General features: G+C 49.7%; 15 protein-coding genes. 3 read left to right on the top strand and 12 right to left on the bottom strand.

Annotated features, from left to right (window positions below; genetic code table 11):
* Positions 1 to 57 precede the first annotated feature (57 nt).
* The 5 genes from GVJ32_RS05850 to zapE all read right to left on the bottom strand — a co-directional run bounded on the left by GVJ32_RS05850 (position 58) and on the right by zapE (position 4,998).
* Entirely contained in the window at positions 58 to 2,115 is a 2,058-nt protein-coding gene (locus GVJ32_RS05850) for a ubiquinol-cytochrome c reductase (RefSeq protein ID WP_159239105.1), read from the bottom strand.
* Complete coding sequence (petA, locus tag GVJ32_RS05845; protein ID WP_159239104.1) at positions 2,115 to 2,711, bottom strand: ubiquinol-cytochrome c reductase iron-sulfur subunit; 597 nt, start codon at positions 2,709 to 2,711, stop codon at positions 2,115 to 2,117. Before petA ends, GVJ32_RS05850 begins: the two co-directional genes overlap by 1 nt.
* 239 nt (positions 2,712 to 2,950) lie before the next feature.
* Entirely contained in the window at positions 2,951 to 3,343 is a 393-nt protein-coding gene (gene rpsI / locus GVJ32_RS05840; RefSeq protein WP_159239103.1) for a 30S ribosomal protein S9, read from the bottom strand.
* Positions 3,344 to 3,355: 12 nt separating this feature from the next.
* Positions 3,356 to 3,784: a 50S ribosomal protein L13 gene (rplM, locus tag GVJ32_RS05835; protein ID WP_159239102.1), complete on the bottom strand. Its 429-nt coding sequence runs from the start codon at positions 3,782 to 3,784 to the stop codon at positions 3,356 to 3,358.
* A gap of 107 nt (positions 3,785 to 3,891) precedes the next feature.
* Positions 3,892 to 4,998 carry a cell division protein ZapE gene (gene zapE / locus GVJ32_RS05830; protein WP_159239101.1) on the bottom strand — a complete coding sequence of 369 codons (1,107 nt, stop codon included), beginning with the start codon at positions 4,996 to 4,998 and terminating at the stop codon, positions 3,892 to 3,894.
* 147 nt (positions 4,999 to 5,145) lie between these two features.
* Between zapE and GVJ32_RS05825 the strand changes: the two genes are divergently transcribed.
* Entirely contained in the window at positions 5,146 to 5,622 is a 477-nt protein-coding gene (locus GVJ32_RS05825) for a YhcB family protein (RefSeq protein ID WP_159239100.1), read from the top strand.
* A gap of 27 nt (positions 5,623 to 5,649) precedes the next feature.
* Here the strand turns inward: GVJ32_RS05825 and GVJ32_RS05820 are convergent, their stop codons facing one another.
* Positions 5,650 to 6,411: a Nif3-like dinuclear metal center hexameric protein gene (locus GVJ32_RS05820; RefSeq protein ID WP_159239099.1), complete on the bottom strand. Its 762-nt coding sequence runs from the start codon at positions 6,409 to 6,411 to the stop codon at positions 5,650 to 5,652.
* A 108-nt stretch (positions 6,412 to 6,519) separates the two neighbouring features.
* Between GVJ32_RS05820 and GVJ32_RS05815 the strand changes: the two genes are divergently transcribed.
* Entirely contained in the window at positions 6,520 to 7,563 is a 1,044-nt protein-coding gene (locus tag GVJ32_RS05815; protein WP_159239098.1) for a trypsin-like peptidase domain-containing protein, read from the top strand.
* A 14-nt stretch (positions 7,564 to 7,577) separates the two neighbouring features.
* On the opposite strand, the gene hisC is transcribed toward GVJ32_RS05815, so the two are convergent.
* The 6 genes from hisC to GVJ32_RS05785 all read right to left on the bottom strand — a co-directional run bounded on the left by hisC (position 7,578) and on the right by GVJ32_RS05785 (position 12,952).
* Positions 7,578 to 8,642, bottom strand: a complete 1,065-nt coding sequence (gene hisC / locus GVJ32_RS05810) for a histidinol-phosphate transaminase (RefSeq protein ID WP_159239097.1) — start codon at positions 8,640 to 8,642, stop codon at positions 7,578 to 7,580.
* Positions 8,635 to 9,954: a histidinol dehydrogenase gene (hisD, locus tag GVJ32_RS05805; protein ID WP_159239096.1), complete on the bottom strand. Its 1,320-nt coding sequence runs from the start codon at positions 9,952 to 9,954 to the stop codon at positions 8,635 to 8,637. Before hisD ends, hisC begins: the two co-directional genes overlap by 8 nt.
* The gene (gene hisG, locus GVJ32_RS05800; protein WP_159239095.1) at positions 9,947 to 10,612 is read right to left on the bottom strand and encodes an ATP phosphoribosyltransferase; all 666 of its coding nucleotides are present in this window, start codon (positions 10,610 to 10,612) and stop codon (positions 9,947 to 9,949) included. Before hisG ends, hisD begins: the two co-directional genes overlap by 8 nt.
* Positions 10,613 to 10,639: 27 nt before the next feature.
* Positions 10,640 to 11,905 carry a UDP-N-acetylglucosamine 1-carboxyvinyltransferase gene (gene murA, locus GVJ32_RS05795; RefSeq protein ID WP_159239094.1) on the bottom strand — a complete coding sequence of 422 codons (1,266 nt, stop codon included), beginning with the start codon at positions 11,903 to 11,905 and terminating at the stop codon, positions 10,640 to 10,642.
* 27 nt (positions 11,906 to 11,932) lie between these two features.
* Positions 11,933 to 12,166, bottom strand: coding sequence for a BolA family protein (locus GVJ32_RS05790; RefSeq protein ID WP_159239093.1), 234 nt, complete (start codon positions 12,164 to 12,166; stop codon positions 11,933 to 11,935).
* A 114-nt stretch (positions 12,167 to 12,280) separates the two neighbouring features.
* A complete protein-coding gene (locus GVJ32_RS05785; RefSeq protein WP_159239092.1) occupies positions 12,281 to 12,952 on the bottom strand; it encodes an MlaC/ttg2D family ABC transporter substrate-binding protein in 672 nt (223 codons plus the stop codon).
* Positions 12,953 to 13,144: 192 nt separating this feature from the next.
* On the opposite strand from GVJ32_RS05785, the gene GVJ32_RS05780 reads away from it, so the two are divergent.
* On the top strand, positions 13,145 to 14,119 hold the full coding sequence (locus GVJ32_RS05780) for a KpsF/GutQ family sugar-phosphate isomerase (protein WP_159239091.1): 975 nt from the start codon (positions 13,145 to 13,147) through the stop codon (positions 14,117 to 14,119).
* Positions 14,120 to 14,130 lie beyond the last annotated feature (11 nt).

Genomic DNA, 14,130 nt, shown 5'->3' with positions numbered 1-14,130 from the left:
AGCCACCCGCCAACTAATACCTGCCTTTACGTAAACGCAGAAACAAGCAGCAAATTTTTAATGCACATCCTTCCAGTATTCACGGTTTAACAAGTAGGTGAACACAAAGAACAGGGCAATAAATAGAAGTACAAATCCACCAATACGCTTGCTTTTCGCTTGCGCAGGCTCACCAACGTAATCTAAGAAATTAACCAAATCATAGACTACTTTATCATACTCAGCGGGGCTCAAGCTGCCTTCAGGAGAGTAGGTAAAAGAACCGCAAGGATTTAAGGCCTTACCATCTTCACCAAACAGCACATCTTCACCGGTCAAAGGGTCACGCAGAATGCCACCGTTATGCGCGTGAACAGGACCTGGTGCGCACTGAGGCATACCCTGCAATTCAGCCAAGACATGGGGCATACCCACATCTTTAAAGACCTTGTTATTCACACCCCAAGGGCGTGATGGATCTGAGTGGAAGGTACGAAGGTAGGTGTACAACCAGTCAGTACCACGAGCGCGAGCGACCAAAGTCAAATCAGGCGGCGCAGCGCCAAACCACTTTTTTGCATCAGCTGCTGCAATCGAGTTCGTCATCAAGGAACCAATTTTCGCATCGACATCGAACTTCAAATGCTGCTCAAACAAATCAACCGGAATACCCAAATCGTCAGCCGTGCGCTGGTAACGACCATACTCAAGTGAATGACAACCCATACAGTAATTCATATAGGTTTGAGCACCGCTTTGCAGCGATGCCTTATCGGTCACGTCAGTATCAATTTTATCGCAAGCCATAGTGCCGCAATCAAAAGCCGATTCTGAACCTGCAGCTTTTAATGGCAGTACCGTCAAAATGATAACAGCCAACAACACTAGCATGCTCTTCCAGAAGCCCATACCACCATCGGTAGTGCGAGTCGGCTCCGGCTTAGTCGCTTCCCACTTAGTCCAGAAAGGCATCAGAATAAAGAAGGCAAAATAGATAACCGAGCAAATACGTGCCAACAAAGTCCGCGCTTCCGTCGGCGCTTTCACACCAAGTACACCTAAGATCAGGAATGAAGCAACAAAAATCAAGATAGCGGCTTTGCTCACACGACCTTTATAGCGAATCGACTTCACTGGACTGCGATCTAACCATGGCAACAAGAACAGAATTGCAACCGAGGCACCGAAGGCAATGAAACCAAGTAACTTATCTGGCACTGCGCGCAATACCGAATAGAAGGGCGTGAAGTACCAAACTGGTGCGATGTGCTCCGGCGTCTTCAGACCATTAGCAATTTCGAAGTTAGCATATTCGATGAAATAGCCACCCATTTCTGGGCCAAAGAAGATAATCGCCGCAAAGACGAACATAAATACCGCGATCGCCGTTAAATCATGCACGGTGTAATAAGGATGGAAAGCAACGCCGTCCAAAGGAATGCCATTAGCATCCTTGTTCTTCTTAATTTCAACACCGTCAGGGTTATTTGATCCCACTTCGTGCAGCGCCAGAAGATGCAATACCACCAAGGCAATCAGTACGATTGGCAGTGCAACGACGTGAAGTGCAAAGAAGCGGTTCAAGGTAATACCAGAGATCAGGTAGTCACCACGAATCCACTGTACGATATCCTCGCCCACAACCGGAATAGCGCCAAACAAGGAGATAATAACCTGCGCACCCCAGTAAGACATTTGACCCCATGGCAGCACGTAGCCCACAAAGGCTTCGGCCATCAACGCGAGGAAAATGAACATACCGAAAACCCAGATTAATTCCCGAGGTTTTTTATACGATCCATAAATTAAGCCGCGGAACATATGCAGGTAGACCACCACAAAGAACGCCGAAGCGCCGGTGGAATGCATGTAGCGGATAATCCAGCCAAACTCAACATCCCGCATGATGTATTCAACAGAACGGAACGCTTCTTCAGAGCTAGGAGTAAAACTCATGGTCAACCAAACACCAGTCAGCAGCTGGTTCACCAGCACAACTAGAGATAGGACACCAAAGAAATACCAGAAATTAAAGTTTTTCGGCGCGTAGTACTTACCCATATGGGTATCCCACGCACGCATAATAGGTAGGCGGGCATCAACCCAGTCACGCAGACCCACTAACATTTTGATCATTACGCAGCCCCCTGATCAACACCGATAACAAGCACATTGTCACCCTCGTAGGAATACGGAGGAACAACAAGGTTTTGAGACGCAGGCGAACCTTGATAAACGCGTCCCGCTAAATCAAAACGTGAACCATGGCATGGGCAGAAGAAACCACCAAGCCATGACTTGCCGCCCAAATCGGGAACACCAACTTCTGGGTGATGCTTAGGCGCGCAGCCTAAATGTGTACACAAGCCAACAAGGACAAGGTATTCAGGACGAATAGCGCGCGTTGCTGAATCAACATATGCTGGCTGGTCAGACCCATTTGAATCAGGATCCTTTAAATATTGATCAAGCTGCTTTAGGCCAGCAACTTGCTCTTCGGTGCGGCGCACTACATAAACCGGTTTACCACGCCATTCAACAACAACCATCTGACCCGGCTCTAGCTTACCAATATCAGCCTTTACCGGTGCGCCAGCAGCTTTTGCTTTAGCACTTGGATTCCAAGAACCCACAAAGGGTGTTGCTATACCGACTGCGCCTGCGGCACCCACAACTGATGTTGCGGCCGTCAGAAAGCGTCGACGCCCTGTATTTATGCCGTCATTACTCATGACGATTCCCCCATAATATACGAAAACTCAGGCAGGCCCCGCCTCTCTAAACGGTGCCTAATCCAAAATTCCAAATGGGCCAAATAGTAATGAACTTGGCCCTTACTGACAACATTAATGCGCAGCAAAGACCTACATAAGGGTCTTTGCTTGAGCAAAAAAAAACGCCCACATAATAGCTCGTGGGCGTTTTCCGAGTGCCGTAGCGGCAATCTCCACAGACCTGACGGCCGTCGCGGTTAACGCTTGGAGAATTGCGGCTTCTTACGTGCTTTACGCAGACCGACTTTCTTACGTTCAACTTCGCGAGCATCGCGAGTTACGTAACCAGCTTTACGCAGACCGCTACGTAAACCTTCGTCGTATTCCATAAGAGCACGAGTAATACCGTGACGAATCGCGCCAGCCTGGCCGAAACTACCACCACCGCTAACCGTTACAGTCACATCAAACTTTTCAGCCATTTCGACCAGCTCAAGCGGCTGACGAACGATCATACGCGCAACTTCACGACCAAAGTACTGATCAAGAGTACGCGCATTAACTGAAATAGCACCTGTTCCTGCTTTCAGGAATACACGAGCTGAGGAGGTTTTACGGCGACCTGTACCGTAATACTGGGTGGCTGACATATTGCGCTTCCGTTAGATATTCAGTTCAACTGGCTGCTGGGCAGTGTGGGGATGCTCAGTTCCAGCGTAGACTTTCAATTTTTTAAACATTGCACGACCCAGCGGATTTTTGGGTAACATACCCTTTACCGCACCTTGGATCACGCGCTCAGGGGCTTTATCAATCAACTTTTCGAAGCTAATAGACTTCAATCCACCTGGATAACCAGTGTGGTGATGATAGATCTTGCCAGTTGCTTTGTTGCCCGTAACGCGAATTTTCTCCGCATTAACGACAACGATATAATCGCCAGTATCAACATGAGGCGTGTATTCAGGCTTATGCTTACCGCGCAAACGATGCGCAATTTCACTGGCCAAACGACCCAATGTTTTTTCGGCGGCGTCTACTACGTACCAGTCGTGTATTACGTCACTGGGTTTTGCGCTTAAGGTTTTCATGTTTCTCGCCTATAGGGCCCGTACCGAACAAAGAGCGCGAATACTACATAAGCGCCAAAGGTTTTTCAAGTGGAATCTTGCTTTTATAAGCCATAATTCTCAACGACCTACGGCCGGTGCTCACAAGCTAGATATTCCTCTGATTGCATTTCAAGCAAGCGACTCTTTGTGCGCTCAAATTCAAAATCCAATCGACCGCCAGTATAAAGCTGCTCAAGCGGTGCAGCCGCCGATAATACCAGCTTAACGTTGCGGTCGTAAAACTCATCTATCAAATTAATAAAGCGCCGGGCCTGATCGTCTCGCCCCGCACCCATTTGCGGCACATTACTGATAAGTACCGCGTGAAACACTCGCGCCAACTCAATGTAATCATATTGACTGCGCGGCCCATCGCAGAGCTCAGAAAAATCAAACCACGCGACATCATCCGCCACAAATAGGGCTTGAATCTGCCGCCCCTCAATATCAAGCAACTGATCCGCACAGGCAGCCTCAGGAGCCAAGCGTTTAAAGCTCTGCGCCAAACTTTGATCAGCGGCCTCGCCCAAGGGGTAATAATAGAGTTCGGCTTGCTCTAGCGCCCGCAGACGGTAATCAACACCGCCATCGACATTAACTACGTCCACACGCTCTTTTATCAAAGCGATAGCGGGTAAAAACCGTGCGCGCTGCAAACCATCTTTATACAAACCATCAGGGATGATATTTGACGTTGCCACCAACACTACGCCACGAGCAAAAAGACGATCAAACAAACCCGCAAGAATCATCGCATCGGTGATATCTGAGACAAAAAATTCGTCAAAGCAAATCACCCGCGCTTCATCCGCAATCCGATCAGCGACAATAACCAAAGGATTTTTTTCACCAGAAAGGGACTTTAGTTCGCGATGCACACGCTGCATAAAACGATGAAAATGCGCACGCATTTTATTTTCGAAAGGCAGCGTGTCAAAAAACGTGTCCATCAGGTAGGTTTTGCCACGACCAACACCACCCCAAAAATACAACCCACGAGTCACCGAAGGAGGCGCCCCCCTACCTGAAAGCTTCGCACCTACGCGCGCAAAAAAACCACCGCGCGAAGCAGGCTGAGCGAGCAAATCGTCATATAGACGTTGCAAACACTGGACAGCATATTCCTGAGCCGGATCATAGGAAAAATCGGCCTGAGTAAGATCGTGCTGATAGCGCTGTATTGGTGTAGACATTCCCTTAGCCTCTTTCAAGACGGGCGCAACTGTACCGACCTGCAGCCAAATTGGCAATTTTTTATCGGGGAATACTGAACCGCAGCCAACGAGAGGTTATACTGCAAAGACGGAGTGACAACTCGTCAACTCATCGGAGGAACCTCTGTGCAAGACATCAACACACTGATCGCCGTCGCCATTATCTGCCTACTCATTGGCACAGCGATAGGCTATTTCATTATTGGCCGCATGAGACCAGAACAGCAAAACCGCGCTGCACTGGAGAAACAATTCAATGATATGCAGCGCCAACAGCAAGATTACCAACAACAGGTCAGCCATCACTTTGATCGCACTGGTGAACTGCTAAACGAACTAGCAGAAAGCTATCGTAGCGTTCACAACCACATCGTAGAAGGTGCACAAAATCTTCACAGTACAGGGATTAGCCCGCTACAAGCCATCCCCGAAGGCCGCCCCGTGCTAGACAACAAACCTAGCTCCCTCGCCCCTGCAGCGCCACCGCTGGATTACGCCCCAAGACAGCCGGGCAAAAAAGGCGCGCTACACGAAGAGTTTGGAATGGAGTCAGAAAAGAAAAAGGCGGAGCATATCGAGCCTCCGGTAACTCCTCACGCCTAATCGCAGAAACCGGCCGACAATTATCTGTCAGGCCGGATTATCGATATCGATAAACCGATGATGTAAACCAAATTGCGCCGCTAACCGCCCCGCCAAGGCCTGTATGCCGTAACGCTCAGTAGCATGATGCCCTGCCGCAATATAATGAATACCCAACTCCCGCGCCGCCAATATCGTGGGCTCAGAAACTTCTCCACTCAAATACGCATCCACCCCCGCTGCCGCGGCTTTCTCTATATAAGATTGCGCGCCACCAGTACACCAAGCAATCCGTTTAATTTGCCGATCATGCCCAAGCTCCAGCAAAGGCTTACGGCCCAAAACGGCCTCAACGTGCTCAGCAAAGGCCGAGGCACTCATCGCTTCTGGCAAATAGCCCACATTACCCACCGAACGAGGGTTATTCGCCTCCAAACCACCATCAACCGCAATCCCCAAACGCTTTGCAAGCTGCGCGTTATTGCCCAGCACAGGATGCGCATCCAAGGGTAAATGGTAGGCAATTAGGCTAATATTATTCGCCAGTAACAAGGCCAACCGATTTCGCTTCATACCAACAATACAAGGGTCTTCACCACGCCAAAAATAGCCGTGATGCACCATAATGACATCAGCCTTTTCTTCGATAGCGGCCTCGATGAGAGCCTGAGAAGCAGTTACTCCAGACACAATACGCGCTACCGCTTCCGCACCTGCGACCTGCAAGCCATTCGGACAATAATCACTAAAACGAGCGGGTTCTAAAATTTCGTCTGCTGCGGCAAGCAAACCTTGAAGCGAAACCGACATAAGCCCTCACTTTAATTCTGAAAAATCACTTTTCGTGCTAGGCTAGCACCCCATTAAGACGAGCTTCCAAGGCTCACTCCCCGACAGCAACCCAGCGAGGATCCGCATTTGACACGGTACAGCCTGAAACCATTTATCTGGCCCACCGTCTGCGGTATTTTACTGGGCCTATGCATACTCGCCTACCTGCCAGGGCAGCGCGATCATGATTACGTGTATGCGGTAGAGCACGCAGCACCCGCAGTCGCCAACATTTATACAACAAAAGTTGTCGAACAACGCCACCCTCTAGCCGATGACCCATTATTTAAACACTTTTTCAGCCGCAACGGTCGCGTCAAACAACAACTAGAACGCAGCCTAGGTTCTGGCGTAATTGTCAGCGACGCCGGCTACTTACTAACAAACTACCACGTCATCAAAGGCGCTGACGAAATCCTTGTATTACTGCACGACGGCCGCCAAGCACTGGCCAGCGTGATTGGCAGTGACGCCGACACCGACCTTGCCGTACTCAAAATAGACCTCGACAACCTCACCAGCATTACCATTGGCGACCCAGGCAAAATCCATGTCGGCAATATCGTTCTCGCCATCGGCAACCCTTATGGCTTTGGCCAAACAGTCACCCAGGGCATTGTCAGCGCCACTGGCCGCTACGGCTTGGGGCTCAGCCAATTTGAAAACTTTATTCAAACCGATGCAGCAATCAACCCCGGCAACTCAGGCGGTGCATTAATCGATACCAAGGGTCGCTTACTTGGCATCAACACCGCCATTTACACTCAAAGTGGCGGGTCAACGGGCATCGGCTTAGCAATTCCTACCGACCTTGCATTGCGCACCATGAGCGACCTAATCAGCTACGGACGACCACTGCGCGGCTGGCTGGGCATTGAGGTTCAGCCGGTTGGCGTTGGCACCAATGGCGTCATTATTACAGCGCTGGCCTCCAGCGGCCCAGCAGAAAAAGCCGGTTTAAAAATCGGCGATATTCTTATCAACATTAATGGGGAACAAGTGGGCGACGGCCACGCGGGAATGAAACTGATTACCTATACTCGCCCCGGCGAAAGGGTCAAGATCGGATTGCTACGCGGCGAGGAACCTATAACCATCGAGACAGAAGTAGCAATGCGGCCTAATAGCTAGGCCGCCCAGCACCATTAAGCCTCAGCAAGAATCCGCTTGAGGGACGAGAACAACATTTCACTCTCCTCAGGCTTACCCACCGTAACACGCAGGTACTGCTCAATTCTGGGCATTTTAAAATGCCGAACAATCACGCCATCTTCGCGCAAACCTGCCGCCAATTCTGCAGCATCACGAACGCGATGCCGACAAAACACGAAATTAGCCGCAGAAGGCAACACCTGAAAATCCATTGCGGAAAGTTTAGCCACCATAGCCTCACGCTCGCTAATAACGGCACTGCAGGTCTGTTCAAAATACGCCTGATCAGCAAACGATGCCGCCGCGCCCAGCTGAGCTAAACGATCCAAGGGGTAGGAGTTAAAGCTATTTTTAATTCGTTCAAGCGCCTCGATTAAATCTGGATGCCCAACTGCAAAGCCAACTCGCAAACCCGCCAAAGAGCGTGATTTGGACAAGGTCTGGGTAACCAACAAGTTCGGAAAGCGATTCACCAAGGAGACTGCTGATTCGCCACCAAAATCGACATAGGCCTCATCAATCACCACCACGGTTTCATTATTTACCGTCAGCAAGCGCTCTATTTCCGATAAGGCTAAAAAGCAGCCCGTTGGCGCATTTGGATTGGGGAAAATGATGCCGCCATTTATACCGCGATACTCTTCAATCCGAATCTGAAAAGCGTCATCTAACGGAATTGCCTCAAATGGAATCTGATACAAACCACAGTAAACCGGATAAAAACTGTAGGTAATATCAGGAAACAGCAGCGGCTTTCCGTGTTGAAATAAACCGTGAAAAATATGCGCGAGGACTTCATCCGAGCCATTTCCAACAAATACTTGCGTAACCGACACTCCGTGATAATCCGCAATAGCAGACTTCAACACATCACTATTAGGATCGGGATAAAGACGCAACGCATCATTGGCCTCGTCCTTAATAATCTCTAATACCTTTGGCGACGGCCCATAAGGATTTTCATTGGTATTAAGCTTAGTTAACTTACTTAACTTAGGCTGTTCGCCAGGTACATAGGGCACCAGATCTTTAACGAAAGGGCTCCAAAATCTACTCATCATCACCACCCAATAGGCGATATTCCGCACTGCGAGCATGCGCCGTCAAAGACTCGCCCCGCGCCAATATAGAGGCCACCTTCGCCAATTCAGACGCCCCTTTCGCAGAACAGCCAATAAGCGATGAACGCTTTTGAAAATCATATACGCCTAAGGGCGACGAAAACCGTGCCGTACCAGAGGTGGGTAGTACATGATTTGGGCCAGCGCAATAATCACCCAAGGCTTCAGGCGTATAGCGGCCCATGAAAATGGCGCCGGCATGGCGTATTTTAGGAAGCAGCGCTTCGGCATCATCCACCGACAACTCCAAATGCTCTGGCGCAATACGGTTACTGAGCGCAATGGCTTCATCCATATCCTTAACCAACACTAGCGCACCACGCCCACTTAAGGACTGACGAATAATACTCGCGCGCTCAGACTCCGGCAGCAAGCGTGCAATGCTGGCTTCAACTTGATCTAAAAAGGCGGCATCGGGGCTTAATAAAATCGACTGTGCATCTTCGTCGTGCTCGGCCTGCGAAAACAAATCCATCGCAATCCAATCGGGATCAGTCTTGCCATCACAGATTACTAAAATCTCAGAGGGGCCAGCAATCATATCCAAGCCAACACTGCCAAACACCTGACGCTTAGCGGTAGCGACAAAAATATTGCCGGGGCCAACTATTTTATCCACCTTAGGAATAGATTCGGTACCGTACGCTAATGCCGCAATGGCCTGAGCACCACCGATTGTAAATACGCGATCAACACCGCCAATCGCCGCCGCCGCCAACACCATCTCGTTCACAAACCCTTTTGGGGTCGGAGATACCATAATCAATTCTTCAACACCGGCCACCTTGGCTGGTATTGCGTTCATTAAGACCGACGAAGGATAGGTAGCCTTACCGCCAGGTACATATAAACCAACTCGCTCCAAGGCCGTAATCTGCTGCCCAAGCAGCGTTCCGTCGGCCTCGCGATACGACCACGACTCTTGACGTTGATGTTGGTGATACGCACGGATACGCTCTGCTGCAGTTTCTAACGCAGCGCGCACATCCGCATCAATATTATCGAGTGCAGCCCGCATTCGGCTATGCGGAATTTCGAGCGCTGCGGCGCCTTCAGGTTGCCAAGCATCAAAACGCTGCGTGAACTCAATTACCGCCACATCACCTTCTCCACGCACTTTGGCAAGCACCCCGGCTACGGTTTCAACGACGGCGGGATTCGATACCGACTCCCAGTCCAACAGCTTGGTCAACGCCAGATCAAAACCAGCATCAGCGCTGCTCATCCGCCTAATCAGAGTATCAGCCATTGCTGACAACCTCCTCCGCGCTCTGACGAGCTTCTACGGCCGCCGTTAACTTGGCGATAATGTCTTGAATACTCTGGTGTTTGCGCTTCATGGCGGCCTTATTAACCACCAAGCGCGAACTCACGTCGGCAATCATATCCCTCGGCTCCATGCCATTGGCGCGCAATGTGTTGCCAGTATCAACGATATCTACAATCAAATCGGCCAAATTCATTAACGGCGCTAATTCCATCGCGCCATAAAGCTTAATTAGCTCAACCTGAATTCCACGCTCAGCAAAATGACGGCGAGCCACATTAACAAATTTGGTGGCCACGCGAACGCGACCATGAGGCAAAGCCTCACCAACACGCCCCGCCGTCATCAATTTACAACGTGCAATATTAAGATCTAGCGGCTCATACATATCGCCCGCACCAAGCTCCAGCAACATGTCTTTGCCGGCGATGCCAATATCCGCTGAGCCCAACTTCACATAGGTCGGCACGTCGGTACCACGAATGACGATCAACTGAATATGAGAATGATTGGTTTCAAAAATCAGCTTGCGACTGCTGCTAATATCTTCGACAGGCACAATTCCCGCCTCCGCTAGCAAAGGCAGGGTTTCTTTTAAAATACGCCCCTTGGTGAGCGCAATAGTAACCGGCTGATCCACAAATTAACTCCAGGTACTGAACAGTGTCTAATTAGCGACGCGGCGAATAGTTGCGCCGAGTGCGTGAAATTTTTCTTCAATACATTCGTAACCACGATCAATGTGATAAATACGATCGACCAAGGTGTCGCCATCCGCTACCAAACCGGCAATAACCAGACTGGCTGAAGCGCGCAAATCACTCGCCATCACCGGCGCGGCCTTCAAACGCTCGGTACCCGTGATCATGGCGGTATTGCCTTCAATACTAATCTTAGCGCCCATGCGATTCATTTCATGAGTTTGAATTAGGCGATTTTCAAATATAGTTTCAGTGACATGAGAAACACCATCGGCCACCGCATTCATCGCCGTAAACTGCGCTTGCATATCGGTAGGGAAGCCGGGGTAAGGCATGGTCTTAATATTCACTGCCTTTGGCCGGCGCCCTTCCATATCTAGACTAATCCAGTCATCACCCGAATCTATTTTAGCCCCCGCCTCAACGAGCTTAACCAAAACAGCCTCAAGCGTGTCAGGGCCGATATCGCGCAAACGAATAGAGCCGCGCGTCGCCGCCGCAGCAACTAAATAGGTCCCGGCCTCAATACGATCCGCCATTACGTGATAAGTGCATCCGTGTAGGCGCTCAACACCATCAATAGTAATAGTTGCGCTGCCGTGGCCGCTAATTTTGGCCCCCATCGCAATAAGGCAATTGGCTAAATCAACTATTTCTGGCTCTCTGGCGGCGTTTTCAAGAACAGTCCTGCCTTTAGCGAGTGCCGCCGCCATCATTACGTTTTCAGTACCGCCGACGGTAACCATATCAAACAACACATGAGCCCCACGCAAACCACCTTCAGGCGCCCGCGCAGTAATATAACCAGCGTCGACATCAATAATGGCGCCCATCGCCTCTAGGCCACGCAAGTGCTGATCAACAGGGCGACTACCTATAGCGCAACCGCCAGGAAAAGACACCCGTGCATGACCAAAATGCGCGAGCAACGGCCCCAATACCAAAATAGAGGCACGCATCGTTTTTACTAATTCATACGGCGCGGTGGTTTCCGTGGTTGTCGAACCGTTTATTTCAACGCCAAGGTTCTCGTCAACAATTAGCTCCGTACCCATACTGCGTAACAACGCAATCATCGTCGTAATATCATGCAGATGAGGTAGATTACGAACCATAACCGGTTCGCTAGAAAGCAATGTCGCCGCCAGAATTGGCAAAGCCGCATTTTTTGAACCAGATACGCGAATTTCGCCGGCCAACGGGCCGCCGCCGGATATAAGCAACTTATCCATGAAATCTCCTGGAGAATCCGGTGAGCCTTAAGACTGGGCTTCGTCGGGGGTTAACGCTTTAATATTAATGGCATGTAAAGAGCCATCCCGAATCCACTCATTCACGGCAGCATAGACAAGCTGTTGACGCTTCACCGCACGCAAGCCAGAAAATGCATCACTTATAACACGCACGTCAAAATGGCTACCGTCACCATTAACAGCGACTTCGCTACTGGGAAAATGCTCTAAAAGACGTTGTTCGATTTGTTCTACTTGCATACCCATTCCGTTCTTACCTACTACCGCATTACTTAAGCGCGGAATTGTACGCAATTGCAGAGAACATGGCGAGGCGAAACCCTAAGCTGGGCTCACCCCGCAAATCAACGCTAATTACTCAGCAGACTTTTCCATAACTTCTTGAGGTGCGACAGTCCAATTGTCGATCACTTTATCAATGTCGCCGTTATATTGCTTAACCGCTGCATTGAATTGATTTTGGTATATACGGCCCAAGTTCAAGCCTTCAATAATCACATTACGTAATTTCCAAGCCCCGTCAGAACTCTGACGAAGGGTGTAAATAACTTGGTAAGGCTTAGATCGCTCGCCGTAAATATCTTGGCGCACGCCAACGCTACCAGATAAATCAACATCATCAGCCAAAGGCTGCACTTCGATGCGATTCCCATTAAAGCTAAGCAGACCTTTTGAATAAGTGTTAATCAGGCCATCTTTAAAACTGTCGGTAAACCTAATGACACGCTCACGAAACTGGGCGCGCTCTGCCTCAGTTTTTAAACTTTCGTAATAACCGCGACTACCGTATTTACCCATAATGCCGCGGGCAAAACTTTGAAAATCGACAACGTCGTCCATAATACGACGCACTTCGTCATTAAAACGCTGCGGTTCTTTGTCGATATAGCTACGCGCATCTTCAATAACTTTTACGAGTTCCTGCGTAGTGTCTGCCACCACCTCATAGGGGCCCTTTTCGGCGGCAAAACTCTGCGAAAGCATGCCAAACACCACAAAAACCGTCATTGCTATTTTTTTAAACATACCATCCCCTTAATTTTTTATCCGTCTGCCATTACCAATAAAATACCGGCAATTGCGATCTTCGACCACATTTTACGCCATTCACTCCCTGTTCGAGTGTTAGCTAAACCTGTTAATTTGTCACATTGGAAATTATCATACCGAACCTGAGCCCAAGCTGAACGGGCAACATTAATAATCAAGGTGCTCTGAGTGACGAACAATCCTAGTTTTATTAGTTCTGCGACACGTGTCATCACGATGGAGCGCGACGCCGTGAGCGTCCTAGCTGAGCGTATTGACGAAACGTTTGAGCGCGCTTGCGAAATTCTATTAACGTGCAAAGGTCGTGTTGTTGTCACGGGCATGGGAAAGTCGGGCCATATCGGCAATAAAATTGCAGCCACCTTAGCAAGTACCGGCACGCCAGCATTTTTTGTTCATCCCGGCGAAGCAAGTCACGGCGATTTAGGCATGATCACATCGGGAGATGTGGTTATCGCCCTATCCAACTCCGGCACCACCGCCGAGCTTATTACCATATTGCCCTTACTAAAATTACTCGCGGTACCGGTGATTGCATTAACTGGCAACCCCACATCTGAGCTAGCCATCAGCGCCGACGTGCATTTAAACGTTGGCGTAAGCGAAGAAGCCTGTCCGTTGAACTTAGCCCCCACGTCAAGCACTACCGTTACTCTCGTCATGGGCGATGCATTAGCGATCGCATTATTAGAAGCTCGTGGCTTTACCGCAAATGACTTCGCCATGTCCCACCCTGGCGGCGCGCTCGGGCGGCGACTATTACTGAAAATAGATAGCATTATGCATACTGGCGACGCCATACCCTCCGTTGTTTTAGGGAGCGCCTTAAGTAGAGCGCTGCTAGAAATGAGCAGTAAGGGCCTCGGCATGACCGCCGTAGTCGATCATAAAGGTGCGCTTGCGGGCATCTTTACTGACGGTGACCTTAGACGCGCTATTGATCGCGGCATAGATATACACAGCAGCCCAATTGATGACATTATGACGCGTAATTGCCGTACTATCCGACCCGGAACGATGGCCGCCGAAGCGCTTCGAATTATGGAAGACAACAAAATCACCGTGCTGGTCGCGGTAGACAACGAACATAAACCGGTAGGCGTCATCCATACCCACGACCTGCTAAAAGCAGGCGTAGCCTAGAGAATACCCAA

Origin of the sequence: Zhongshania aliphaticivorans, assembly GCF_902705855.1 — a bacterium.
Lineage (GTDB): Bacteria > Pseudomonadota > Gammaproteobacteria > Pseudomonadales > Spongiibacteraceae > Spongiibacter > Spongiibacter aliphaticivorans_B.
The sequence above is the reverse complement of the archived record's forward strand: the minus strand, read 5'-3'. Positions and strand labels throughout refer to the sequence as shown.